The sequence below is a fragment of the Methylobacterium guangdongense genome (assembly GCF_038442355.1).
Lineage (GTDB): Bacteria > Pseudomonadota > Alphaproteobacteria > Rhizobiales > Beijerinckiaceae > Methylobacterium > Methylobacterium guangdongense.
Window position 1 is genome coordinate 410639 of record NZ_JBBXMX010000004.1, and the last position, 23739, is coordinate 434377.

General features: G+C 64.6%; 20 protein-coding genes and 3 tRNA genes. 12 read left to right on the forward strand and 11 right to left on the reverse strand.

Features of this window, described 5'->3' with window-relative positions; genetic code table 11:
• Positions 1-14: 14 nt before the first annotated feature.
• From AAHG09_RS11735 to mdeB, 6 genes are all read right to left on the reverse strand, one after another.
• The gene (locus AAHG09_RS11735; protein WP_342107349.1) at positions 15-290 is read right to left on the reverse strand and encodes a hypothetical protein; all 276 of its coding nucleotides are present in this window, start codon (positions 288-290) and stop codon (positions 15-17) included.
• 123 nt (positions 291-413) lie between these two features.
• Positions 414-824 carry a DUF2147 domain-containing protein gene (locus tag AAHG09_RS11740; protein ID WP_342107350.1) on the reverse strand — a complete coding sequence of 137 codons (411 nt, stop codon included), beginning with the start codon at positions 822-824 and terminating at the stop codon, positions 414-416.
• A 120-nt stretch (positions 825-944) separates the two neighbouring features.
• Positions 945-1592, reverse strand: coding sequence for a hypothetical protein (locus tag AAHG09_RS11745; protein WP_342107353.1), 648 nt, complete (start codon positions 1590-1592; stop codon positions 945-947).
• Positions 1593-1684: 92 nt separating this feature from the next.
• Positions 1685-3382: a dihydrolipoyl dehydrogenase gene (gene lpdA, locus AAHG09_RS11750; RefSeq protein WP_342107355.1), complete on the reverse strand. Its 1698-nt coding sequence runs from the start codon at positions 3380-3382 to the stop codon at positions 1685-1687.
• 11 nt (positions 3383-3393) lie between these two features.
• Complete coding sequence (locus AAHG09_RS11755; RefSeq protein WP_342107357.1) at positions 3394-4785, reverse strand: 2-oxo acid dehydrogenase subunit E2; 1392 nt, start codon at positions 4783-4785, stop codon at positions 3394-3396.
• Between the two features lie 228 nt (positions 4786-5013).
• On the reverse strand, positions 5014-7689 hold the full coding sequence (gene mdeB / locus AAHG09_RS11760) for an alpha-ketoglutarate dehydrogenase (RefSeq protein WP_342107358.1): 2676 nt from the start codon (positions 7687-7689) through the stop codon (positions 5014-5016).
• Between the two features lie 219 nt (positions 7690-7908).
• On the opposite strand from mdeB, the gene AAHG09_RS11765 reads away from it, so the two are divergent.
• Entirely contained in the window at positions 7909-8397 is a 489-nt protein-coding gene (locus tag AAHG09_RS11765) for an Lrp/AsnC family transcriptional regulator (protein ID WP_342107360.1), read from the forward strand.
• A 114-nt stretch (positions 8398-8511) separates the two neighbouring features.
• Here AAHG09_RS11765 and AAHG09_RS11770 read toward each other — a convergent pair.
• The 3 genes from AAHG09_RS11770 to AAHG09_RS11780 form a co-directional block, all read right to left on the reverse strand.
• Positions 8512-8587: transfer RNA gene (locus tag AAHG09_RS11770), tRNA-Ala, on the reverse strand.
• Positions 8588-8640: 53 nt separating this feature from the next.
• Positions 8641-8716, reverse strand: a tRNA-Ala gene (locus AAHG09_RS11775).
• 150 nt (positions 8717-8866) lie between these two features.
• Positions 8867-9253, reverse strand: a complete 387-nt coding sequence (locus AAHG09_RS11780) for a TIGR02300 family protein (RefSeq protein ID WP_342107362.1) — start codon at positions 9251-9253, stop codon at positions 8867-8869.
• 267 nt (positions 9254-9520) lie between these two features.
• Here AAHG09_RS11780 and aroA point away from each other — a divergent pair, with 267 nt between their 5' ends.
• The 3 genes from aroA to AAHG09_RS11795 all read left to right on the forward strand — a co-directional run bounded on the left by aroA (position 9521) and on the right by AAHG09_RS11795 (position 11685).
• Positions 9521-10870: a 3-phosphoshikimate 1-carboxyvinyltransferase gene (aroA, locus tag AAHG09_RS11785; protein ID WP_342107363.1), complete on the forward strand. Its 1350-nt coding sequence runs from the start codon at positions 9521-9523 to the stop codon at positions 10868-10870.
• 5 nt (positions 10871-10875) lie between these two features.
• Positions 10876-11514: a (d)CMP kinase gene (cmk, locus tag AAHG09_RS11790; protein WP_342107364.1), complete on the forward strand. Its 639-nt coding sequence runs from the start codon at positions 10876-10878 to the stop codon at positions 11512-11514.
• 95 nt (positions 11515-11609) lie between these two features.
• Positions 11610-11685: transfer RNA gene (locus AAHG09_RS11795), tRNA-Lys, on the forward strand.
• Positions 11686-11862: 177 nt separating this feature from the next.
• Here the strand turns inward: AAHG09_RS11795 and AAHG09_RS11800 are convergent.
• Positions 11863-12711, reverse strand: a complete 849-nt coding sequence (locus AAHG09_RS11800) for a metal-dependent phosphohydrolase (RefSeq protein ID WP_342107410.1) — start codon at positions 12709-12711, stop codon at positions 11863-11865.
• Between the two features lie 144 nt (positions 12712-12855).
• Between AAHG09_RS11800 and recD2 the strand changes: the two genes are divergently transcribed.
• The 3 genes from recD2 to AAHG09_RS11815 all read left to right on the forward strand — a co-directional run bounded on the left by recD2 (position 12856) and on the right by AAHG09_RS11815 (position 15743).
• Positions 12856-15060: an SF1B family DNA helicase RecD2 gene (recD2, locus tag AAHG09_RS11805; protein WP_342107365.1), complete on the forward strand. Its 2205-nt coding sequence runs from the start codon at positions 12856-12858 to the stop codon at positions 15058-15060.
• Positions 15061-15309: 249 nt separating this feature from the next.
• Positions 15310-15567 (forward strand): hypothetical protein, encoded by a 258-nt coding sequence (locus AAHG09_RS11810; protein WP_053622063.1) that lies wholly within the window; start codon positions 15310-15312, stop codon positions 15565-15567.
• On the forward strand, positions 15564-15743 hold the full coding sequence (locus AAHG09_RS11815) for a hypothetical protein (RefSeq protein ID WP_342107366.1): 180 nt from the start codon (positions 15564-15566) through the stop codon (positions 15741-15743). The genes AAHG09_RS11810 and AAHG09_RS11815 overlap by 4 nt, the downstream gene beginning before the upstream one ends.
• 153 nt (positions 15744-15896) lie before the next feature.
• On the opposite strand, the gene AAHG09_RS11820 is transcribed toward AAHG09_RS11815, so the two are convergent.
• A complete protein-coding gene (locus AAHG09_RS11820) occupies positions 15897-16550 on the reverse strand; it encodes an HNH endonuclease family protein (RefSeq protein ID WP_342107367.1) in 654 nt (217 codons plus the stop codon).
• Between the two features lie 779 nt (positions 16551-17329).
• Between AAHG09_RS11820 and AAHG09_RS11825 the strand changes: the two genes are divergently transcribed.
• The 5 genes from AAHG09_RS11825 (at position 17330) to AAHG09_RS11845 (ending at position 23659) form a co-directional block, all read left to right on the forward strand.
• Positions 17330-18802, forward strand: coding sequence for a class I SAM-dependent DNA methyltransferase (locus AAHG09_RS11825; RefSeq protein ID WP_342107369.1), 1473 nt, complete (start codon positions 17330-17332; stop codon positions 18800-18802).
• The gene (locus AAHG09_RS11830) at positions 18792-20498 is read left to right on the forward strand and encodes a restriction endonuclease subunit S (RefSeq protein WP_342107370.1); all 1707 of its coding nucleotides are present in this window, start codon (positions 18792-18794) and stop codon (positions 20496-20498) included. Before AAHG09_RS11825 ends, AAHG09_RS11830 begins: the two co-directional genes overlap by 11 nt.
• On the forward strand, positions 20495-22060 hold the full coding sequence (locus AAHG09_RS11835; RefSeq protein ID WP_342107371.1) for an ATP-binding protein: 1566 nt from the start codon (positions 20495-20497) through the stop codon (positions 22058-22060). The genes AAHG09_RS11830 and AAHG09_RS11835 overlap by 4 nt, the downstream gene beginning before the upstream one ends.
• Positions 22060-22920, forward strand: coding sequence for an HNH endonuclease family protein (locus AAHG09_RS11840; RefSeq protein ID WP_342107372.1), 861 nt, complete (start codon positions 22060-22062; stop codon positions 22918-22920). The genes AAHG09_RS11835 and AAHG09_RS11840 overlap by 1 nt, the downstream gene beginning before the upstream one ends.
• Positions 22921-23110: 190 nt before the next feature.
• Positions 23111-23659: a recombinase family protein gene (locus tag AAHG09_RS11845; protein ID WP_342107373.1), complete on the forward strand. Its 549-nt coding sequence runs from the start codon at positions 23111-23113 to the stop codon at positions 23657-23659.
• Positions 23660-23739 lie beyond the last annotated feature (80 nt).

Here is a 23739-nt window from a genome sequence, read left to right on the forward strand (position 1 = left end):
GAGACTGAGGCTGGTTACTTGCCGCCGCCGCCCGCACCGCCCTGCGGCGCAACCCGCGACGGCTGATTCGCATTGCCGCCCGCCGCCGAATCCGACGTGATGGTGTCGGCAGGCCGGCCGGTCGGGGAATAGGTGACCGACGGGACGCTTCCGGTGGTGTCGGACTGCGTGCTGACGACGCCCGGTGCGCCGGGCGGGACGGGGGCACCGGTCGGGGTCTCGACGATCTGCGCGGCGGCCGGTCCCACGATGGCGACGGCAAGAACGGTGGCGAGGAGGGTCCGGGTCATGGCGGTTCCTGTTGCTGTCAGACCCTGGCAACTTAGGTAGCGCACAATCGATCCTGCGATGTTGCGCCGCAGCACAGGGCTATCAGCACAACGGACGCGGCTCGGACGTAGACCGTTCCGCGCTCAGTGTACCCGCGTCCAGCTCTGCCGCTTGCAGAAGACGCTCATCACGCAGCCCGAAACCTCAAGGGTGTTGGCACCCGTCAGGCGCAGCGAGCCCGAGTAGGTCTTGCCGTCATTCGGGTTGTACAGCGAACCCGAGAAGCCTGATCCATCCGGGTTCCGGGCGTCGAGGATCTGCACGCCGACGACGCTGCGGTTGCGCAGGGCCGGATCGGGGTTCTTCACATCCAGTCCCTTGCCGGGGGCGCTGACGATCGTTCCGCAATAGCCGCCACCGCAGGGCGCGATGCGGATGCGCGAACTGCCGGTCTCCGTGAGCCAGAGACCGGCCGGATCGGCTGCCCGGGCGGGGCCGGCAGCTGCACCCAGCGCCAGCGCCATCAGCGCGGTACGGCCTAGCCACCAATGCATCGTTTGCCTCCTGATGATCCTTGCCGCGCGGATGAGGCGGCCGGAAAGCTCCGTTACCGTCTGCGGTGGGACGACGCGAGCGCGCGTCCCGGCCGGCGCGTGGACGCCGTCGGCGTCTTGTCAGCGGGATGCAGATGGTAGAGCGGTGCCGAGATAGGTCTCGACGACCTCGCAGAAGGGCTGACCGGCCCCCGTCGTGAGCACCGCATCGACCTCGAACAGGGGATCATCCGAATGCGGCGTCGCATGCGGGGCGGATGCGCGAACCTCCACGGTTCGGCGCACCGGGGCGAGCGGGCGCACGACCCGGCCGAACGGGGTGCGGGTCCCATCCAGCACCGCGTTCATCTCGGGCGTCAGCCGGGCCGGCACGTACCAATTGTCCGCTTCCGACATGACGTGATCGCCGCAGACGAGGCGTACCCGCCGATAGCGTACCGGCTCGTCGGGGCCGATGGCCAACCGGGCGCGCTGTGCGGCGGTGAGCGGTTTGTCCGGACCCGGAAGGCGCTGGGCCACGAGGTGCGGATCGGCAGCCAGGCCGTGCTCGGCGCACCAGCTCTCCAAGGCGAGCGTCGCGCTGTCGGAGGCGAGGATGCGCGCGCGCAACGCCGAGACGAGCGCCTGCGAATCGGAGACCCCGCCGATGGCGGCCGGGGCCTCCGCGTTGGCCGGGCCCGGATGGCTCACCGGCAGCGTGAACAACGCGGCGAGGAGGAGGCCGACAGGCTGCCGGGACGATCGCCCGTCGAACACCGACCTTGCCACACGTCGACTCCTGAGGAACGCCCCGTCTGCTGCGAGCGGTTAACGCCCGAGACGATCCCGAGTCCACCCCGGCGGGCGCATCGGCGGAGGCGCTAGCGATGCGCCACCGGCGGCAGGTCCGTGCATAGGCCCAGGGCGGCTTCCGCGGCGAGACCCACAGTCTCGCCAAGCGTCGGATGCGGATGGATCGTCCGGCCGATATCGACGGCGTCCGCCCCCATCTCGATGGCGAGCACGACCTCGCCGATCAGGTCGCCCGCGCTCGGGCCTACGATGGCGCCGCCGACCACGCGCTTGGTCCCGGGCTCGAACAGCAGCTTGGTCAGGCCGTAATCCGCGCCGTTGGCGATGGCCCGGCCCGAGGCGGCCCAGGGGAAGCGCGCCACCTCGACGGCCCGCCCCGCCGCCTTCGCGGCAGTCTCTGTGAGGCCGGCCCAGGCAATCTCCGGGTCGGTATAGGCCACGGACGGGATCACCGCGGCGTCGAACCCCGCCCGGTGGCCGGCGGCGACTTCGGCTGCCACATGGCCCTGGTGAACCGCCTTGTGGGCGAGCATCGGCTGCCCCACGAGGTCGCCGATGGCGAGGATGTGCGGCATGGTCGTCCGCATTTGGGCGTCGACCGGCACGAACCCACCCTCCACCGTCACGCCCGCCGCCTCAAGACCCAGGGCCGCGCCGTTCGGCCGGCGGCCGGCCGCCTGGAGCACGAGGTCGTAGGTCGTGGCCTGCGTCTCGCCCGCCAGGGTGACGGCGATGCCCTCGGCGCCGGCCGTGGCGGAGACCACCTCGGCGCCGGTCAGCAGTCGGTCGAAGCGGTGGGCGTTGCGCTTGGTCCAGATCGCCACGAGGTCGCGATCCACGCCCTCCAGCAGGTTCGGCAGCCGCTCGACGACGTCGACCCGGGCGCCGAGCGCGCTGTAGACGGTGGCCATCTCCAAGCCGATGATGCCGCCTCCGATCACCAGCAGTCGGCGCGGCACCGAGGGCAGCTCCAGCGCGCCGGTGGAGTTCACGATCCGCGGATCCTCCGGCAGCATCGGCAGGGCGACCGGCGACGAACCGGCCGCCACGATGGCGCTCCGGAAGTTGACGCCCTGCTCGCCGCCCGCGTGCAGGGCAACCGTGACGGCATTTGCCCCGCTGAAGCGCGCTGTCCCGCGGATCACCGTGACCTTCCGCTGCCGCGCCATCTGGGTGAGCCCGTCGGTGAGGCGGCGGACGGTGCCGGCCTTGAAGCGCCGCAGCTTGTCGAGATCGATCGCGGGTGCGCCGAAGCTGATGCCGTGGGCGGCGAGGCGCTGGGCCTCCTCGGTGACGGACGCCACGTGCAGCAGCGCCTTGGACGGGATGCAGCCGACGTTCAGGCACACGCCGCCCAGCGTCGCGTCGCGCTCCACCAGGATTACCCGCTGCCCGAGATCGGCGGCCCGGAAGGCGGCCGAATAGCCGCCGGGGCCGCCACCGATCACCAGCACGTCGCAATCCGCGTCCGTGTGTTCGATGTGCGCGGGCACGACGGGTGCCGGCGCGGGCTGCGCCGCATCGGCGCTCGCGGCGAGGCGGGCGACCAGCGTCCCGGCCGAGACCGTGTCGCCGAGGCCGACCAGCATCTCCACGAGCCGTCCGGTCACCGGGGATGGGATGTCCAGGGTCGCCTTGTCGGATTCGACGATCAGCAGCGTCTGGTCGCGGGCGATCGTCTCGCCGGGTTTCACCGGAATCTCGATCACCGGCACGTCGGCGTAATCCCCCAGGTCGGGGACGCGGATCTCGTGGATCTCGGGCATGGCGAGGTCCGTCACAGGAGGGCGCGGCGCAGGTCCGACAGGACCGCGGCCACGTGTCCGAGAAAGCGGGCGGCGGCGACGCCGTCGACCACGCGGTGGTCCCAGGACAGGCTCAAGGGCAGGATCAGGCGCGGCTGGAAAGCCTGGCCGTCCCAGACCGCCTCCATGTGCGAGCGAGCCGCGCCGAGGATCGCCACCTCGGGGGCGTTGATGATCGGCGTGAAGCCGTCGCCGCCGATGCCACCGAGCGACGAGACCGAGAAGCAGCCGCCCTGCATGTCGCCCCCCGGTAGGGTGCCGGCCCGGGCCTTCTCGGCCAGGGCGGCCATCTCGGTGGCGATCGCGATGATCCCCTTGCGGTCGCAGTCGCGCACCACCGGCACCATCAGGCCCTTCGGCGTATCGACCGCGAAGCCGACATGGACGTAGTCCTTCAGGACGAGGTCGCTGCCTTCAAGCGAGGCGTTGAAGCGCGGATAGGCCCGCAGCGCCGAGGCCGCGGCCTTGATCAGGAACGCCACCATGGTGACCTTGGCGGGCGGCGTGCGTGTGTCCGTGTTGAGGCCCGTGCGGAACGACTCGATCTCCGTGACGTCGGCCCGGTCGAAATTCGTGACGTGGGGGATCGTCAGCCAGTTGCGGCTGAGATTGGCGCCCGACAGCGTCTGGATCCGCGACAGGGGCTCGCGCCGGACCGGGCCGTATTTGGCGAAATCCACCACGGGCCAGGGCGGCAGGCCGGCGCCGATGCCGGACGCGGGGGCGTTCGGCGGTGCGGCCTGGGCGGTGAGCGCGGCCTTGACGAAGGCGTGGATGTCGTCCCGCAGGATCCGGCCCTTGGGCCCGGTCGCCGGCACGCGGTCGAGGGCCACGCCGAGTTCCCGGGCGAGCTGACGCACGGACGGGCTGGCGTGTACGTCGCCGGTCGATGCCGGGAGCGGCGGAACCGGGTGCGCACCATTCCCTCCCCCCTCTGCGGGGGAGGGTGGCCCGCGAAGCGGGTCGGGAGAGGGGAGCCCGGCTTCCGAAGGGGGCGTAGTCTTCATGGAGGCCGAAGATTCGTCCTGAATCGTCGTTCCCCTCTCCCGACCCTCGCTGACGCGAGGGCCACCCTCCCCCGCAGAGGGGGGAGGGGAGGCTGGTGCCGGCTCCGCGCCACCTTCCGCGGGTTCCACCATCAGGATCGGCGTCCCCTCCGAGACCTTCGAGCCCACCGAGACCAACAGCTCGCGCACCGTACCGGCGACCGGGGAGGGGACCTCCATGGTCGCCTTGTCGGATTCGATGCTGAGGATCAGGTCGTCCACCGCGAGGCGGTCGCCCGGCTTCACCAGAAGCTCGATGACCGGCACGTCCCGGTAGTCGCCGATATCCGGGAGGGCGATCTGCAGCGCGGCGCTCATGCGGGTGGGGTTCCGATTTGGGAAGGCAGTGGCTTGGGCCGTCCGCGTGCAAGCAGCGGACTGGCGACTCTCCGGACATCCCATCCACGACCTCATCCTGAGGTGCTGGAGCGGAGGCCTCGAAGGAGGGCTCCAGGGATCGCAGCGGCCACGGGAGGGCTCCTTCGAGGCCCGCTGACGCGGGCACCTCAGGATGAGGCCGAGGATGGGATGTGCGTGTTCCTCACTTCAGACGGTCCAGGGGGCCGGCGCGTCCGCCGTGATGCCATACCGGCGGAGCGCCTCTGCAACCGTGGCGCGGGGCACGGTGCCGGCTTCGGCGAGCGCATGGAGGGCGGCGATCGTCACGTGCTGGCGGTCCACCTCGAAGAAGCGGCGCAGCGCGCTGCGGGTATCGCTGCGGCCGAACCCGTCGGTGCCGAGCGCGACGAAGCGCGCGCCGACATAGGAGGCGATCAATTGCGGGTAGGCGCGGATGTAGTCGCTCGCCGCCACGACAGGTGCCGTGCCCGGCAGCAGCGCCGCCACGTGGCTGACCGGCGCCTCGGCCTCCGGATCCAGCATCGCCCGGCGTTCGGCCTCACGGGCATCGCGCGCCAGCTCGCTGAAGCTCGTGACGCTGAACACCTCGGCACTGAGGCCCCAATCCTGGGCCAGCAGCTCCGCCGCCGCGATCACCTCCGGCAGGATGGCGCCCGAGCCGAGCAGGCGCACCGCGCCCGCGCCAGTCTCCGGACCCGACAGGCGGTACATCCCCTTGAGAATACCCGCCTCGGCGCCCTCCGGCATGGAGGGCTGGGCGTAGTTCTCGTTCATGGCGGTGAGGTAGTAGAAGACGTCCTCGCCCTCCTCCATCATCCCCCGGGCGCCCCGGTCGACGATCACCGCCATCTCGTAAGCAAACGCCGGATCGTAGGCCCGGCAATTCGGGATCGCGGCCGCCGCGAGGTGGCTCGACCCGTCCTGGTGCTGCAGACCCTCGCCGCCGAGCGTCGTCCGGCCCGCCGTGGCACCGATCAGGAAGCCGCGCGCCCGCTGATCCGCCGCCGCCCAGATCAGGTCGCCGACCCGCTGGAAGCCGAACATCGAGTAGTAGATGTAGAACGGCAGCATCGACAGGCCGTGGACGCTGTAGGCCGTCGCCGCCGCGGTCCAGGACGAGATCGCCCCGGCCTCCGTGATGCCCTCTTCCAGAAGCTGCCCGTCCCGGGCCTCGCGGTAGTAGAGCATCGAGCCGGCATCCTCCGGCTCGTAGAGCTGCCCGTCCGGCGCGTAGATCCCGACCTGCCGGAACAGGTTGGCCATGCCGAAGGTCCGCGCCTCGTCGGCGACGATCGGCACGACGCGCGGGCCCAGATCCTTGTGCTTCAGCAGGTTGCCGAACAGGCGCACCACCGCGGTGGTGGTCGACATTTCCTTGCCGCCCGCCTCCAACGCGAAGCCCGCATAGGTCGAGAGCGGCGGGACCGTGACGGTCGGAGCCGTGCGGCGGCGGGCCGGCAGCATGCCGCCCAGGCTCTCCCGGCGCTCGCGCAAGTAGCGCATCTCGGCGCCGTCCTCGGCCGGCTTGTAGAAGGCGAGCCCCTCCACCTGCGCATCGGTGAGCGGCAGGGCGAAGCGGTCGCGGAAGGCGCGCAGCGCGTCCACGTCGAGCTTCTTGGCCTGGTGGGCGGTCATGCGCGACTCACCCGCGCCGCCCATGCCGTAGCCCTTCTTGGTCTTGGCCAGGATCACGGTCGGCCGCCCCTTGGTGGCCTTGGCGGCCGCGAAGGCGGCGTGCAGCTTCCGGAAATCGTGGCCGCCGCGCTTCAGGCGATCGACGTCGGCATCCGACATGTGGGCGACGAGCTCGCGCACCTCCGGATCCTCGCCGAAGAAGTGCGCGAGGTTGTAGGCGCCGTCCTTGGCGCCGAGCGTCTGGTATTTGCCGTCCACCGTCTCGGCGAAGCGACGCAGCAGGGCATGGTTGGTGTCGCGGGCGAAGATCCCGTCCCACTCCGAGCCCCACAGCACCTTGATGACGTTCCAGCCCGCGCCCCGGAACAGGCTCTCCAGCTCCTGGATGATCTGGCCGTTGCCGCGCACCGGCCCGTCGAGCCGCTGCAGGTTGCAGTTGATGACGAAGGTCAGGTTGTCGAGCTTCTCGCGTGCGGCGAGCGCGAGGCCGCCGATCGATTCCGGCTCGTCCATCTCGCCGTCGCCGAACACGCCCCAGACGTGCCGCCCTGCGGTGTCGGCGAGCCCGCGATGGCCGAGGTAGCGCATGAACCGCGCCTGATAGACCGCGTGGATCGGGCCGATGCCCATCGACCCGGTGGGGACCTGCCAGAAATCCGGCATCAGCCAGGGATGCGGATAGGAGCACAGGCCGTCGCCCGCGATCTCCTGGCGGTAATGCTTGAGCTGCTCCTCCGAAAGGCGCCCGTCGAGGAACGCCCTGGCGTAGACGCCCGGCGCCGAGTGCGGCTGGAAGTAGACGAGATCCCCGTCGACGCCGCCCTTAAAGAAGTGGTTGAAGCCGACCTCGAACAGCTCGGCCGCCGAGGCGTAGCTCGCCACGTGGCCACCCAGTTCGCCGTACGCCATGTTGGCGCGCACCACCATGGCGAGCGCGTTCCAGCGCATGATCGAGGTGAGCCGCTCCTCAATGTCGAGGTCGCCGGGATAGCGCGGCTGCTTCTCCAGGGGGATCGTGTTGCGATAGGGCGAGTACGGCAGGGCCTCGTCGAGGATGCCGATCTCCTTCGAGCGGCGCTCCAGCCTGTCGAGGATGAACCGGGCGCGGGCCGCGCCCTCGGTGCGGTACAGCGAGTCCAGCGCGGCCAGCCAGTCCTGGGTCTCGGCCGGGTCGTGATCGACCTCGGCGGACCGCGCGATGGTGGCTTTCGGCGGTATGGCGTTCATCGGCGCGGCCTCCCTGTTTGCCCCGATCATATCCGGGCGGGGGCGGCTGAAAATGCCGAAGATTTGCCGTCTCAGCGATGTTGTCGGCTGATTTGCCCTAGAACGTCCCCAAAACAGGTCGATTCGACCGTTGCCATTTCAGTTTCGAGGGAAGAGAACGCTGCGCGCCACCGCTCGAAGCGGGCCCGATCGGCCGGCGCCGAACACGAGAGCGTAAGCATGGCTCCCCGTCCCGTCCCCCTGGATGCCGCCTCCCTGCGCATCCTCGAACGCCTTCAGCAGGACAGCGAGATCAGCATCGCGGATCTCGCCGAGCAGGTCGGCCTCTCGACATCCCCGTGCTGGCGGCGCGTCAACGAGCTGAAGGCGGCGGGTGTGATCCGCGGCTGTGTGGCGGTGGTCGATCCGCTGAGCCTGGGGCTCGCGGTCAACGTCTTCGTGCACGTCTCGCTGGAGAAGCAGACCCAGGCTGCGCTCCAGGCCTTCGACGAGGCGGTGCGCAGCCGCCCGGAAGTGATGGAGTGCTACCTGATGAGCGGTGAGGCCGACTACATGCTGCGGGTGGTGGTAGAGGATCTGGTCCAGTACCAGAAGCTCGTGCTCGACCACCTCACCCGCATTCCCGGGGTGGCCAACATCCGCTCGAGCTTCGCCCTGGGTCAGGTGAAGTACACGACGGCGCTGCCGCTCGGGCACCTGACCCGGTGATCCATCCCGCACCATCGCGACACAACGATACCGCGCGGTGCAAGGTCTGATCGAATGCGTTCGGGAGTCGTCAGCCTCAAGCGCGGGCGATCGGTCGCGTCGCGCGAGGGAGAATGGTGGAGCCTAACGGGATCGAACCGATGACCTCTTCCATGCCATGGAAGCGCTCTCCCAGCTGAGCTAAGGCCCCAATTTTTAGCGCGGTCTACGTCCAGGACGGAGCCGCATCACGCGAGAGTAGGATGGTGGAGCCTAACGGGATCGAACCGATGACCTCTTCCATGCCATGGAAGCGCTCTCCCAGCTGAGCTAAGGCCCCACTTTAGCATCGACCGCGGTTTGGGTGCCGCGGGTCCTCGCCGTCCGGCTTGCGTCCGGCGAGGCCGGTTCTATAGGCGGCTCGCACCGCGGACTCAACCCCTTTTTTCACGCTCGTCAGGGGCCCTGGAAGGTTGAGGCGAAGACCGCCTCAGCTCTCCTCGTCGTTCTCGATATCGCCATCGATCAGGTCGGAGACATCGTCGTCGCCGGCATCCTCCTCCTCGAGGAAGGTATCGTCCTCGGTCGAATCCCCGTCCTCGACGGTCTCGTCGTCGGGTGTGGGATCCGCCTCGTCCTCGGCGGCCTCGACCTCGTCGAGGGAGACCAGCTCCGGCCCCTTCTCGTCCGTGTCGTCCTCATCGTCGTTGGTGGTCGCCGCCCGCGACAGCGCCGGAGGCGCCGCGCGGCTCGATGTGGCGACCGCCTGATAGACCGCCCCGCATTTCGGGCAGACGGCCGGGTCGCGGGCGAGGTCGTAGAACTTCGCGCCGCAGCTCATGCACTGGCGCTTCAAGCCAAGTTCCGGTCGGGCCACGGGGGGACACCTCGTCGTCTACTACTGTCTCGGGGGAGCGGCCCCGTTAGTCGTGGGCGCCGGCTCTGTCAATCGAACCCGGCACACCGCGTCCCGGGCACAACGCCCCCGGGGATCCGATGGGCACCTGCGTTCGGGAATGCCACGGATGACGTCCGTCGGTGCGCGTGTTAACCGCACCGCGATTTCACGGTCCGATTGCAGCGGCGCGGCGAGGCTGCGCGACGCGCCGGATCCCGGCCCACCTTCGAGCCCGACGGACGTCCCGTGTCGCACGATTCGCCTCCCGAACCCCTCACCGCAACGCCGGGCACCCCGCTGCGGGGGCGTCTGCGCCCGCCCGGCGACAAGTCGATCTCCCATCGGGCGATGATCCTCGGCCTCCTCAGCGAGGGCGAGACCCAAGTCGAAGGCCTCCTCGAGGGTGATGATGTGTTGCGCACCGCCGCGGCCGCCAAGGCCCTGGGGGCTCATGTCGAGCGCCTCGATGCAGGGCGCTGGCGGGTGCGGGGCGTCGGCATCGGCGGCCTCGGCGATCCCGCGGAGATCCTCGATTTCGGCAATGCCGGAACCGGCTCCCGGCTGATGATGGGTGTCGTCGGCGGCCAGCCCGTGACCGCCACCTTCGACGGCGACGCCTCCCTGCGCTCCCGTCCGATGCGCCGCATTCTCGATCCGCTCACCCGCATGGGCACGCAGGTCCTGTCGGAGGCCGAGGGCGGGCGCGTGCCTTTGACCCTGCGGGGCCCGAGGGAGGCGATCCCGATCACCTACGAGACACCGGCCGCCTCGGCGCAGATCAAGTCGGCGGTGCTGCTCGCCGGCCTCAATGCGCCCGGGACCACGACGGTGATCGAGGCCGCCGCGACCCGCGACCATACCGAGCGGATGCTGCGCCTGTTCGGCGCCGCGGTCGAGGTTGTGCCGCACGGACCCGGAGGCCACGGCCGCCGCGTCGCGCTCACCGGCCAGCCCACCCTGCGTGGGACCGACGTCGTGGTGCCGGCCGATCCGTCCTCGGCGGCGTTCCCGCTTGTGGCGGCGCTGATCGTGCCGGGCTCCGACGTGGTGATCGAGAGCGTGATGATGAACCCGCTCCGCACCGGCCTCATCACCACCCTGCTGGAAATGGGCGCGCAGATCGAGCGCATCGCCGAGCGCGACGAGGGCGGCGAGACCGTGGCGGATCTCCGGGTGCGCGCGAGCCGCCTCACGGGCGTCGACGTCCCGGCCGAGCGGGCGCCCGCGATGATCGACGAATACCCCGTGCTGGCGGTGGCGGCGAGCTTCGCCGAGGGACAGACGCGGATGAACGGCTTGCACGAGCTGCGCGTGAAGGAATCCGACCGCCTCGCCGCCGTGGCGGCGGGTCTCGCGGCCAACGGCGTCCGCCACAGGGTCGAGGGCGACGACTTGGTGGTTGAGGGCGACGGGACGGCCGCCCGCGGAGGCGGCACGGTGGCGACCCATCTCGACCATCGCATCGCCATGGCGTTCCTCGTGATGGGCCTCGCCACGCGCGAGCCCGTGACGGTGGATGACGGGGCGATGATCGCCACGAGCTTCCCGACGTTCCTGCCGACCATGCGGGCCCTCGGCGGCCGAATTGGAGGGTGACGCCGATGCCGCTCGTCATCGCGATCGACGGCCCGGCCGCCTCGGGCAAGGGCACGCTCGCCAAGCGCCTGGCCGATCATTACGGCCTGCCGCATCTCGACACCGGGCTGCTCTATCGCGCCGTCGCCCTGGCGTTGATCGATGCCGGGCTGTCGCTCGACGATCGCGGGGCCGCGGCCAAGGCCGCGCAGGCGCTCGATCCGGTCAAGCTCGACGATCCGCGGCTGCGCGACCGCGCCATGGGCGAGGCGGCCTCGCGGATCTCCGCCGTGCCGGAGGTCCGCGCTGGCCTGCTCCTGTGGCAACGGCGCTTTGCCGCCGCCCCGCAGGGCGCAGTCCTCGACGGGCGCGACATCGGCACGGTGGTCTGTCCGGAGGCCGAGGTGAAGCTGTTCATCACGGCGTCTTCGGAGGAGCGGGCGCGCCGCCGGCATCGGGAGCTGGCCGGTCGCGGCGAAGATGCGAGTTTCGCGACCATCCTGGCGGACATCGAGGCCCGCGACGCCCGCGACTCTTCCCGGGCTGCCGCGCCCCTGCGCATGGCCGACGATGCGGTCCGGCTCGACACGACGGACCTCAACGCCGATGCTGCGTTCGACGAGGCGCGGGAGATCGTCGAGCGGGCGCGTGCCGGCAACGGCTGAGCGTTGTTCACTGCCCGCGTGTTGACCCCCCGGTTCGCCTCACCTATTGCGGACGCGCCGTCCCCGGCGACCCGCCTCAGGTGCTCCCGGGACGCGAGCGCGTAGCTCAGCTGGTAGAGCAACGGACTTTTAATCTGTAGGTCCTGGGTTCGAGTCCCAGCGCGCTCACCAATTACTTTAACGACTTACCAGCATAGACGAAGCACCAACCGGCGCTTTAGCTACCACATAGCTACCACGGCTTGCGCGGACGTAATGGGACAAAGTGGCGTCTCGCGCGCGCGAGGGTGAAACTCGATGCGCGTTATCATCGCTAAGGCCGACATCGGCGAGTGGCACGCTGATAGCTCAGCCGGGGTGAGGACCCATTCGGCGACGGTCATGCTCGATGGCGAACACATGACTGTAGAGGTTGGCAACCCAGCTCCGCCCCTCAACCGTTAGGTCGAGAAAGCGAACCGCGTCCCCGATGACCGGTTCGATCTTGCCCCAGAAGAATGCCGGGTACCGCTCTGCGAGGTCGGCTGGGCCGGCATAGCCAAGCTGGCGGTCGAAGCCGACTTCGGCGAACTCGTGGAACAGCGCGTTCAGTTTGCGGGGGTAGAGCGGATCGCCGAGTTGCCCGATCAGGTCGGCCGCGCGCATCAGGCCAGCTTCGGTGCCGGTTTCCCGGTGCTCATCGTCCGCGGGTACGGGGAAACGGGTCAACTCGATGGCGCGCATCACCCGCTGTGCATCGACGAGGTCATTCGTGCCGAAGCGCTCCTGCACCGCCAGCTTCGAACGTTCAATGTGGTAGGACGCCAGCGCCGCGTCAGAAGCGCCTCGTAGCAAACTGATGGTAGTGCCCTGCGCGTCGATGACGAAGGCGTTCGCCCTGTCGCCCGAGCAGACACCGCGCACGTAGCCGATGTCGTGATACAGGGCGGCCAGGATCATGTGCAGCCAATCTTCCGGCGTGATGCCCTTGTCGAGGAACCGGCCGCGCAGGATGTCCTGAGCCACGAGGGTGACGAGGGCGGTGTGGTCGCCGTCGTGGTAGAGCGCGTCGCTGCCGACGATGCGCTCGATGGTCAGACGCGCGGACGCCTCAATCACCTCGGCAAACCTTGGCTCGCGACTGCCGAAGGTGCGCTGGTAGGTAAGCGCGAGATGTTCGCCGAGCGCGTCAGCCAGCATCTTCGTGACATCGAACATGACCGGTATCCCGCAGACTGAATGCTCGCCGACACTGCCTGCTGTGTCGATCAGCACCATGACATCAAGTGAGCGGCGGCCCATATTGCGGAAACGCCTCGTACATCGATCTCCGAGGCAGGCCCGTAGGATCTTATAGCCGCCGTGGCTGCGCGCCCATTCCCCGGCTCGGCCGGTCCAGAGATCGAGGCGCTGGCCGGTACCATCGAGCGCGTCACCTTCCACAGCCCGGAGACCGGCTTCTGCGTGCTCAAGGTGCAGGCGCGGGGGAAGCGCGACCTCGTGCCGGTGATCGGCCACGCCCCCGCCATTGCGGCCGGCGAGTGGATCACCGCCACCGGCATCTGGCACACGGATCGCCAGCACGGCGTGCAGTTCAAGGCCGATACCCTCAAGGTCACGCCACCCACCGGGGTCGAGGGCATCGAGAAGTACCTCGCGTCGGGCCATATGCGCGGCATCGGCCCCGCCATGGCCAAGCGCATCGTCGCGGCCTTCGGGGAAGGCACCTTCGAGATCATCGAGGCTGAGCCGCAGCGACTGCCCGAGGTCGCCGGCATCGGCCCGAAGCGCGCCGCCCGCATCATCGCCGGCTGGGCCGAGCAGAAGGCCGTGCGCGAGATCATGCTGTTCCTATACGCCCACGGTGTCGGAACGGCGCGGGCGGTGCGGATCTTCAAGACCTACGGTCACGAGGCCATCGCGGTCATGACCGAGGATCCGTATCGGCTGGCCAAGGATATCCGCGGCATCGGCTTCAAGACTGCCGACGCCATCGCGATGAAGCTCGGGCTGACTGCAGAGGCGCCGCAGCGGCTGCGCGCGGGCATCTCGTTTGCCCTTCAGACGGCGACCGACGGCGGCCACTGTGCGCTACCTGTGGCGGAGCTGATCAAGCTCGCGGGCGAGTTGCTCGGCGTCGAGGCGACGCTGATCCGCTCGGCGCTGCTCGACGTGCTGGAGACCGGCGAGGTCGTGCAGGACATCCTCGGCGATAAGGCGTGCATTTTCCTGGCCGGGCTGCACGCCGCCGAGCGGGTGATCGCCGAGCGGCTCCTCCGGCGAACGAAGGGCATGCCGCCCTGGCCCGAGATTGACCTCGCCCGCGCAATGCCCTGGGTCCAAGAGAAGACCGGGAAGACGCTCTCGCCCTCGCAAGGGGAGGCCGTGCGCCGCGTGCTCGGCGCCAAGCTCGCGGTGATCACTGGTGGTCCAGGCGTGGGTAAAACATCGACGCTCGACACGATCCTGCGCATCCTGCGTGCGAAGGGCGTGCAGGTGCTGCTAGCCGCCCCAACCGGCCGGGCGGCCAAGCGCATGAACGAGCAGACGGGGTTAGAGGCCAAGACGATCCACCGCCTGCTGGAGATCGACCCGAAGCACGGCGGCTTCTCGCGCAACGAGGACAACCCGCTCGCCTGCGACCTGCTGGTGATCGATGAGACCTCGATGGTCGATGTGCCGCTGATGAACGCCCTGACCAAGGCGATCCCGGAGCACGCTGGGCTACTCCTCGTCGGGGACGTTGACCAGCTGCCCTCCGTTGGGCCTGGGCAGGTCTTGGCGGACGTCATCGCTTCGGGGGCGATACCGGTGGCGCGCCTCACAGAGGTGTTTCGGCAGGCGGCCGAGAGCCGGATCGTGGTGAACGCGCACCGGATTAATGCCGGCAAAATGCCCGAACCGGCCGCACGGGGCGCGGACAGTGACTTCCACCTGATCGAGATCGACGAGCCCGAGCCCGCGGTGGCGACGCTGATCGAGGTGGTGACCAAGCGCATCCCGGCCCGGTTCGGCCTCGATCCGGTGCGCGAGGTGCAGGTGCTCACCCCGATGCAGCGCGGGGTGCTCGGCGCGCGCAACCTCAACCACGCCCTCCAGGCGGTGCTGAACCCGGACCCGGCGATCTCGGTGGAGCGGTTCGGCTGGCGCTTCTCGCCTGGAGATCGGGTGATGGAGAGCCAAAACGACTACGACCGCGAGGTGTTCAACGGTGATCTCGGCACGGTGGCTCGCATTGATGAGGACGAGGGGGCGGTGATCGTCGATTTTGAGGGGCGGGAGGTAATCTACCCCTACGGCGAGTTGGACACGCTGGTACCGGCCTACGCCACGACCATCCACAAATCACAGGGCTCGGAGTACCCGGCGGTGGTGATCCCGCTCGCCATACAGCATTGGACCATGCTGGCGAGGAACCTCCTGTACACGGGGTTGACCCGCGGCAAGCGACTCGTCGTGCTGCTCGCACAACGCAAGGCGCTCGGGATCGCAGTCCGCGGCGGCAACATGCGGCCGCGCTGGACCAAGCTGCGTGAATGGCTCAGTGAGACGGCACAACCTCAGTGATGGCCATCACGAACGGACATGCAATCGAATGTTTGGTGCATGGCCGTGACCGTGCCCTGCTGATGCGATGCGTCGCGGCCTTCGCCGCCTATAACTGCCGAAAGCCGCGCTCTGGTATTTTGGAGATGGTAGCGCCGAAACCGGCGGGAAGGCGAGATCAACCCTGGATTTTGTTCCTGTTTTGTTCTAAATGGCCTCACGGATCGAGCCCCTGTTCAACCCCTCGGTTGCTCCGAGCTACCCCGTGTCATGGCCGATACCGAAATCCCGCCCCTCAGCCCCGACGACGCCAAGCTGATCCGCAATGAGCGGGCGAAGCTGACGGCGATGTGGGTCAACGGGGTCGCAGTCGCCTCCGTGGCTGTCGGCGGCATCTCCCCGTCGGTCGCGATCTTCTCGGGCACCGCCAGCGCGCTTACAGCCAGCGCTCTTCTGGTTGGTTGGAGTCTGCTGGCAGGTATACTACATCTGGTGGCCAGACGCCTGCTCGGAGCCCTGCGCGCGTGAGCCTGACGCTCGCACAGATGCTTGTTCTCTTTCTCGGCCCGCTCGTCCTGGCGACGATGGTCGGCATCGTCCTTTGGCTGACGCACGAGAAGGAGATTGACCGTCTCAAGCGCGCTGAAGTTGATCGTGCGTTGTGGCTCAAACATAAAAACGAGCAGAAAGTTCCTGGAGAGTAGTGACTCTTCAGTATGTAAATCTTGTATCCTAGAAGATTGAATCTGTTCTAAGCTTAGGAACACGGGTAGATTGGCCCGCGCTCTGGTAGTCCTGCTTGGGCGTGCGATAGCCGCAACGCACGCATGGTTTAGCAGTGGCTCGGCCGCACCGCGCTACGGAACAGCGGCCGTTCGCCCTTGCCACTCCGGCGGCTGCTGATCCTGGCTGACGCGCAGGCGGCGCCATTCCAGTCCGGAGAACGCGGCTTCATACGAGGAGTCTGCCGCAACCGGCAGCGCGGCCCGCGCTTCGGCCCAAAACCGGTCGGTCAGCGCCGCGTCGGCGTCCCCGACCGCATGCCACCACGTCAGGATCGGCTCGCGCGCCCGAGCCAGCGCCGCTGCCGATGGGAGCCGGTCGCGTTTCTCGTGCTGATTGACCCGTCGCGAGGCGGGGAACAGGTTCCATAGGTCGCCGCATGGCCACGCCGACCATGGCAGCCCGTGGTCGATGTCGAGCGTGTCTAGACGCAGCGGCATATTGGACCAGACGCAGATCGGCGGCGTGCCTGCCTCCGCGAGCCTTGCCGCGACGAGGCGCGCCAGAGCGGTATCGCGCGCCGGCTCCTGCCAGACGAGTTGCGCCTCGATCTCTCCCGGCGAACAAGCCCGGCCCATGCGCACGGCGTAGCCCCGAATCAGCCGCGCCCACTCTGCGACGAGCACGGGTTCGACCCAAGCGCCGAGCCGCAGCAGAGTGCGCCACAGCGGTCCTGGTACCGACAGGTAGCCCCAGGCCGACAGGACATCCGGCGTGGTGAGCGTCACGGGAGCAGGTACCCGCACTAGCCGGCCCACGCCCTCGAAGACAGGCACACCTGCGTTCGGATAGGTCGTGTAGCGGGCCGGCATAGTGAGAATGGTCCGTCGCGCCTCACCGAGCGCGGCAACGAGTGCGTCCGCCCGCCGCCCTGCAAACCGCATCCCGATGCGTAGGTCACCCGCTGTTACACCGAGAGACAGCAACGCTGGGCCTTTGTGGGAGACCTGCGGCAACAAGCGGTAGATAAGCACGCAGCCAGTTGAGGGCGACAGCACCCATGGGAACAAGGGCTCGGTCAGTTCCGTCCGGCTCCAGCGCCGCGACTCAGGAGGCGGAGTCGGCGATCTTGGCGACCGCGCACAGCAGTCCGAGGCCGCCATCGTCGGGTAAGCGGAGCACCACAGTGGTCCAGCCTACGGTGGTCATACCGAAACCGTGTGTTCGCGATACAGCCTTGAACAGGCCCGACCTCGTTCTGCCCGCGCAGCGCAGGAAAGTGGCCGCGCGGAAAGTAAAAGTTCACACGACGCACCCACATCGCATATGGTCGCTCACCATGGGCCGAATCCGGTCAGCCGCTGATGCAGATTGCCTTCCTTCGAATGTCCGACTTAAGCACGGCCCTGAGCGTTCGAACCCAAACCAGTAACGCCGGTCGATGTCTGGTAGGATCCGAAAGCAGCAAGCATGTGCAAGCCTGAGCCGTATTCCACCGCGCAGTCCCTCTGCAATTTAGCGGAGCTGGCACATTCTAAATGGCCCAGACAAGAGATCGTATAACGAGATGCTCACCGAGTCCCATATCGTTCAAAAGCTTTGGGGACTATGCCACTTCCTGCGAGATGAAGGAATCACATATCATGAGTATGTTAACGAGCTAACTTTACTGCTTTTTCTAAAGATGGTCTCAGAGCGCCGCGCTCACGGCGCTATTGAGCCACTTCGTGAAGGCAAGCTTAAGCTTCCAAAAGGTTGTTCGTGGGAGGATCTCCGTCGGAAAACCGAGACCGATATAATAGGTGCATACACCACAATACTCGAGAAACTCGGACGGTCAGAATCTGTCTACATCCGAGCTGTCTTCAGCGGTACAACGACATCCATTCGCAGCGGGAAAGCACTGATCGCGATTATGGACGGGTTCGACGACGCTGATTGGTACCATGCTGACGTCGACCAGTTTGGAGCCGCTTATGAGGGGCTGCTGCAAAGGAGCGCCGAAGAGTCTAAAGCAGGTGCTGGCCAGTATTTCACACCCAGGCCTCTCATTGACTGTATCATTCAGGTGGTTCAACCAAAGCACACTGAACTGGTACAAGATCCCGCCGCTGGCAGCGCCGGCTTCCTTGTCGCCGCTGATGCTTTTATAAAGAATCAGACTGAATTTCATCGAAGGCTATCTCCACCTGAGCGGCAGTTTCAGGAGGAGCGCGCATTCTGTGGGCTGGAGCTCGTGCCAGACACTTGCCGTCTTGGCAGGATGAACATGTTATTACACGGTATTGGGGGAGCCCTATCTGTAGGTGACGCGTTGAAAGCTGATGGTCAAGATCTTGATCGAGCCGACGTAATCATAACAAATCCGCCTTTTGGGACACGACGAAGTGGACTGCCTAATCGCACAGACCTGCCGGTAAGGACCAACAACAAGCAACTAAATTTCCTTCAGCATGCCATCGTGAGTCTTTCTGACCGGGGGCGAGCCGCGATTGTTCTTCCGGACAACGTACTCTTTGAGAACGGTGCTGGTACGCAGATCCGGCGGCTTCTAATGCACCATTGCAGGCTACACACCATCCTCCGGCTGCCGACAGGCATATTTTATGCTCCTGACGTCAAAACGCATGTCCTGTTTTTTTGCCGCGACCCCGACGCGCATACAGATTCAGATGCAACTAGCGAGGTCTGGCTCTACGATCTGCGCTCGGGAATAGGACGCTTCAGCAAGCGGTCTCCCCTCGACCGTTCGCTTTTCGAAGGCTTTTTGCGTGCATTTGGAACAGATCCTTACGGACGCAGCAAACGTCTAGACGGCGATGCCGGTGGCCGGTTTCAGCGGTTTACAAGGCAGGAGATTGCCGACATGGGAGATACCCTCAACCTGCCTATACGTCAGATTGGACCCGCCGACGAGCTGGAAGCCGCAAACTCGCTTCAACTTGTAGAGGGTATCGCGGAGCAGCTTGAGGACGCGCTGGCCCGAATCCGAGCAATTCAGGACCTGATCCGGATTTCAGGATCACGGCATGCCCAATAAAATCATAACTAGTTCTCGTCGCCTTCTTTCATTGGCACAGGTAGTGGACCTTTCTGCCACGAGGGTCGATCCCAAGTCTCTGCCGGCAAGTCCCTTCATCGGTTTGGAGCATATTGAACCTCGTAAGATGCGACTTAAAAGCATTGGCAGCAGTGAAGCGGTAACGGGCAGCGTCTATCGCTTCCAACCCGGCGACGTGCTGTACGGACGTATGCGACCCAACTTGGCTAAAGTATTCCAACCAGACTTCGAAGGCGTATGCTCGACAGAGATATTCGTTCTTAGAAGTAAACCAAGCATGGATCAAGACTTACTTCCTTTCATTTTGATGACCAGATCTTTCACGACCTTCGCCACCGCTGCAGCTACTGGAGATCGTCCAAGAGTTCGATTCCAAGATCTGGTCAGATTCGAGGTCACATTGCCCGAATTGGATGAGCAGCGCCGAATGATAGCTACGCTGCGCCAAGGCTGGACTGACTTGCTCGCGGCTCAGGATCTGCTTGACGACCTCCCAAAGGCGGTGGCGGCCTATCGGGCCGAGGTCCTCGCATCGGCATTTCGGGGCCAACTGACCGCGGGGTGGCGGGAGAGCCATCCTAGCCCAGAAAGCGCCGACCTTTGGACGGCCCGTATCGCTGCCATGCGCTCGAACGGAGGAAATGATGAAGCACCGACCTCCGCACGCCGTCCGCCGTACCGATCTGATGGGGCCGGCGCATCATCTGACGTAAATCTGCCTCGCCATTGGTGCAAGCGGCCGCTTGGATATCTATTTGATATCCAAGTAGGCTCGACCCCCAGTCGGCGCGATCAATCGTACTGGAACGGTAACATTCCGTGGGTGAGCAGCGGTGAGATTAAGTTCAACCGAATTCAAGAGACCCGGGAGAGGATCACTGAGTCCGGCTTGGCCGGTAGTTCAACGAAGCTTCATCCGCCGGGAACAGTCCTAGTTGCGATGATCGGGGAGGGAAGAACCAGAGGTCAGGCGGCCATTCTGGACATAGCTGCAGCGAACAGCCAAAATTCAGCCGCAATCCTAATTCCCGCAGCCGAGATCCTTCCCGAGTATGTATTCTATTTCTTAGAGAGTAATTACGAAGAAACCCGCAAGCTTGGGGCGGGAAATAGTCAGCGTGCGCTCAATAAGGCTCGCGTTGCTGGCATTTTTATACCAATGGCACCAACACCGGAAGCTAGTGAAATTGTTAACGAAATCGAGAAGCGATTAGATCTCTTAGCCGGTGTACTGCAACGAGTTGCGCTGGCCGCGGACGAAGCCAGTGAATTAGGTGCCGCTTTTCTGGAAAATGCACTGTCCGGCAATATCGAAGTTATCTCTCCCTTGCTGGCAGATCTTACCTCAAATGTTGCCCCTGAACTGCCCGCAGTTCCGCGTGAGCCGCGGAAAAATAATGAAAGTTCATCGATGGCAGATGGTAGGAAACCGAACGAATTCCGATCAAAAAAGTCTCCTAGCAGTCAGAGTGGCAGCAGCAGAAATCTAGGAGATTTGCTTCTGGACGCCGGAGGCGAGTTGACGCCCGAAAAACTATTTGAATTATCCGACTTTGGTGTGGAAGAAGTGGAAAATTTTTACCTTGCATTGCGTAGAGAGATAAGAGCCGGCGCCATCGAGGAAACGAGATTGGACGCTTCGCGGGTCGTTCTAAGACACGGCTACAGCCAATGAGGCTCCGCTACTTACACCTCGCGCAATACAGAAATCTGAAGGACTTCCGCGTCAGGTTCGACGTTGAATCACCGATAACTGCACTCGTTGGAAAGAACGGATTGGGTAAATCGAATTTGATGGAGGCAATCGTAGAGATATTCCGCGATTTGGATTTCGGCGAGCCATCTAATTTTAAGTATTACCTTCGGTATGAGTGCAACGGAAGCGAGATCGAAGCAGAATGCGATCCTGAACGGAAGTCGGGTCGGCTTTCCGTGAGACGGCTCACAACCGACGGAAAGCGGGTCCGAATCAGCGCAGCCGAACTGCGCCAGGAAAGGTCGCCATATCTGCCTAGGACCGTCTTCGGATACTACTCTGGGATGTCTACACGGTTAGAAGAACATTTTAGAAGGCATCAAAAGCGTTTCTACGATGCACTCCTCCGCGGTCGTGAAGACGCACACCGATATCTGTTCTACGGTCGTCTCGTACATAGTCAGTTCGCTCTGCTGGCCTTTTTCGGCTATCACGATGAGAGTACAAAGTCTTTGCTTAGGGACAAACTAGGAATCGAAGGTTTAGAATCCGTCCTATTCGTTATGAGGCAGCCAAGTTGGAAGAGCCTCCATGGTGACCCTCGGTTTTGGTTGTCGCGTGGGGTCGTAGCGGACTTCTTATCCAAGCTCTATGATCTAGCCATCGCTCCCCTGCGGCTTGAGCGAGCCGTAGAGTTAGATTTTCGTCGCCGCGAGACAAAAAGTGAGCTGTATCTGTTCCTACCGGAAGAGGAATCTCTAGCGGCTCTTCTGAGTCACTACACGTCGCCTGCGGAACTGTTTGCGAGGTTGGAGAGCACCTACATCAACGAACTCCTCGCAGAAGTCAGGGTACGAGTTCGCGCGGCGCATGTCGATGGGGGCTTGACATTCCGAGAACTGAGCGAAGGAGAGCAGCAACTCCTAATGGTTCTTGGGCTTCTTCGCTTCACCAGTGAGGAGGAGTCTCTTTTTCTTCTTGATGAACCGGACACGCATCTAAATCCTCGGTGGGGCACCGAGTACATCGAGCTTGTCACGAGTTTCATCGGGGCCAACCGTCGAAGCCACATTCTGATGAGTTCCCATGATCCACTCGTATTGAGTGACCTTAGGAAAGAACAGGTTCTAATAACGGAGAGAGACGCAACGACGCGAGTTGTGTTCGCGCATCAGCCAGATTCGGATCCGCGGGGGATGGGAGTGGCCACTATCCTCCGAAGCGAATTGTTTGACTTGCCAACTACGCTTGACCGAGGAACTCAGCGCCTTCTTGACGCCAAGACTGCGCTGATGTCGAAGGACACCCTTACCGCTTCAGACAGAAGAAAACTTCGTCGCTTGAACTGCTTATTGGACAGTCGCGACTTCTACGATGAATCGGTTGATGACCCTGAGTATGCAGATTTTCTCAACGCCAAAGCTCGCCGCGGTGCTCTGTATCCTCGATCAAGACCGCTTACATCTCAGGAGCGCGAAAACGAGGTCAACGTGACCCGAGATATTCTCAACGAGCTCGACCAAGACCGGACGGACGACTGATGCGCTTCATAGACCTTGATGAGCTCTGGGACGGTAACGTTGAAGCGTTCGAGAACGAGTCGGATGGGCTGTTGGCAGAGCTTCGAAACAAGCCAGCAAACGAGCGCGGCGGCTTTATAACAGACAAAGGGAATTGGTCAGATATAAAAGACGCTCTAGCCGAATTGTCGAACGGGAAATGTTGGTACAGTGAGTGCACGTCCTTAGGTGGGGATCGCGACGTAGATCATTTTCGCCCGAAAGGCAAGATCCGACGCTATCCGAGTTGGCCTGAGACTGCACAAGACCCAGGTCACGAAGGCTATTGGTGGCTCGCTTTTAATTGGAAGAATTTTCGATTTAGTTGCCGGTTTTGCAACTCTCGGCGTACAAATCCTGATACCGACTTGTCCGGAGGAAAGTGGGACTTTTTTCCCGTTCGAGATGAGGTTGGCCGTGTTCACTCAGAATGCGATATAGATGAATTAGAAGATGAGGAACCACTGCTCCTCGATCCCACGGACGCTTATGATGTCGATCTTCTAACATTCGATCAACTTGGCGTTTCCCGACCTCGTGTGCTAAATAAATCGTCTTGGGATTACAAGAGAGCTCACTTCAGTATTGACCTACTGAACCTGAATCATAGCGACTTTGTCAAAGCTCGCGCAAAGCTGGGCCGAAAAATAAAGCGGTTGGTAAGGCAGGGGGTATCGGCCCATCGGGAGTATCGCGAGGGAGACGTTCGGGCAAAAAAGCGTCTTCGCGAGATAAAGGCTGAGCTTCGGAGAATGATCGACCGGGACTCGGACTTTTCTAGATTTAGCGAGCTCGTGCTTCGCGGGTACCGCGATCATGATTGGGTCAACGAGATTGTTTGATGGGCCTTTCCGGTGTCGACGTATCTCCAGGATTCATTCGTTAGCGGCGGGTCCATTGTTGCGGACGGTAGGTCACGGCAGGGCATACCCCGACGTGACGTAACATCAGCGATACCGCGCATCGTAACATCTGAGTTGACGGCGACTATTTGTGACGCGGTAGCCTCGGGCCTACAGCCTGAGGTGACACATGGCCCGCATCGGTTACGCCCGCGTCAGCACTATCGACCAGGATCTCGACGGCCAAGTCGCCCGCCTCACGGCCGAAGGCTGCGGCGTTATTCGGGCCGAGAAAGCCTCGGGCGCCTCGCGTGAGGGTCGGGGCGAACTCGCTATCATCCTCGCCTTCTTACGCCCCGGCGACGAGATCGTCGTTACCCGCCTTGACCGCCTGGGGCGTGATACCCGCGACGTGCTCAACTTGATCCACGAAGCCGAGCAACGGGGCGCCAGCGTCACCGTTCTCGACCCCCATGTCTCGACGCGTGGTGAGATGGGCCACGTCGTGCTGACCGTGCTCGGCATGGTCGCCCAGATGGAGCGGCGGTTTATTAAGGAGCGGCAGCGCGAAGGCATTACGCGGGCGCGGGCGGCAGGCGTTTACCTCGGCGGCAAAGCTCGGCTCGATCATGCTGGCATCCGGCGCATGGCCGGCGAGGGGCATGGACCGACCGTGATCGCAAAGGCGCTCAATTGCTCGCGCATGCAGGTTTACCGGGTGCTGCGCGAGCGCGAATGATGGCCGACACCTTAGGTAAGCCGCGACGTCGCCGTTGCGTGAGCAGTGGTCGAGTGGCAGGCTGTACGGATGCCTCCATA

What these genes read in the sequence shown, in the direction of transcription:
- lpdA (WP_342107355.1), bottom strand. Translation starts at nt 3,382, where the DNA reads ATGCCCGAGATCCACGAGATCCGCGTCCCCGACCTGGGGGATTACGCC.
- AAHG09_RS11755 (WP_342107357.1), bottom strand. Translation starts at nt 4,785, where the DNA reads ATGAGCGCCGCGCTGCAGATCGCCCTCCCGGATATCGGCGACTACCGG.
- mdeB (WP_342107358.1), bottom strand. Translation starts at nt 7,689, where the DNA reads ATGAACGCCATACCGCCGAAAGCCACCATCGCGCGGTCCGCCGAGGTC.
- AAHG09_RS11810 (WP_053622063.1), top strand. Translation starts at nt 15,310, where the DNA reads ATGGCCGATACCGAAATCCCGCCCCTCAGCCCCGACGACGCCAAGCTG.
- AAHG09_RS11740 (WP_342107350.1), bottom strand. Translation starts at nt 824, where the DNA reads ATGCATTGGTGGCTAGGCCGTACCGCGCTGATGGCGCTGGCGCTGGGT.
- AAHG09_RS11735 (WP_342107349.1), bottom strand. Translation starts at nt 290, where the DNA reads ATGACCCGGACCCTCCTCGCCACCGTTCTTGCCGTCGCCATCGTGGGA.
- AAHG09_RS11845 (WP_342107373.1), top strand. Translation starts at nt 23,111, where the DNA reads ATGGCCCGCATCGGTTACGCCCGCGTCAGCACTATCGACCAGGATCTC.
- AAHG09_RS11800 (WP_342107410.1), bottom strand. Translation starts at nt 12,711, where the DNA reads ATGTTCGATGTCACGAAGATGCTGGCTGACGCGCTCGGCGAACATCTC.
- AAHG09_RS11825 (WP_342107369.1), top strand. Translation starts at nt 17,330, where the DNA reads ATGCTCACCGAGTCCCATATCGTTCAAAAGCTTTGGGGACTATGCCAC.
- AAHG09_RS11840 (WP_342107372.1), top strand. Translation starts at nt 22,060, where the DNA reads ATGCGCTTCATAGACCTTGATGAGCTCTGGGACGGTAACGTTGAAGCG.
- AAHG09_RS11830 (WP_342107370.1), top strand. Translation starts at nt 18,792, where the DNA reads ATGCCCAATAAAATCATAACTAGTTCTCGTCGCCTTCTTTCATTGGCA.
- cmk (WP_342107364.1), top strand. Translation starts at nt 10,876, where the DNA reads ATGCCGCTCGTCATCGCGATCGACGGCCCGGCCGCCTCGGGCAAGGGC.
- AAHG09_RS11835 (WP_342107371.1), top strand. Translation starts at nt 20,495, where the DNA reads ATGAGGCTCCGCTACTTACACCTCGCGCAATACAGAAATCTGAAGGAC.
- AAHG09_RS11765 (WP_342107360.1), top strand. Translation starts at nt 7,909, where the DNA reads ATGGCTCCCCGTCCCGTCCCCCTGGATGCCGCCTCCCTGCGCATCCTC.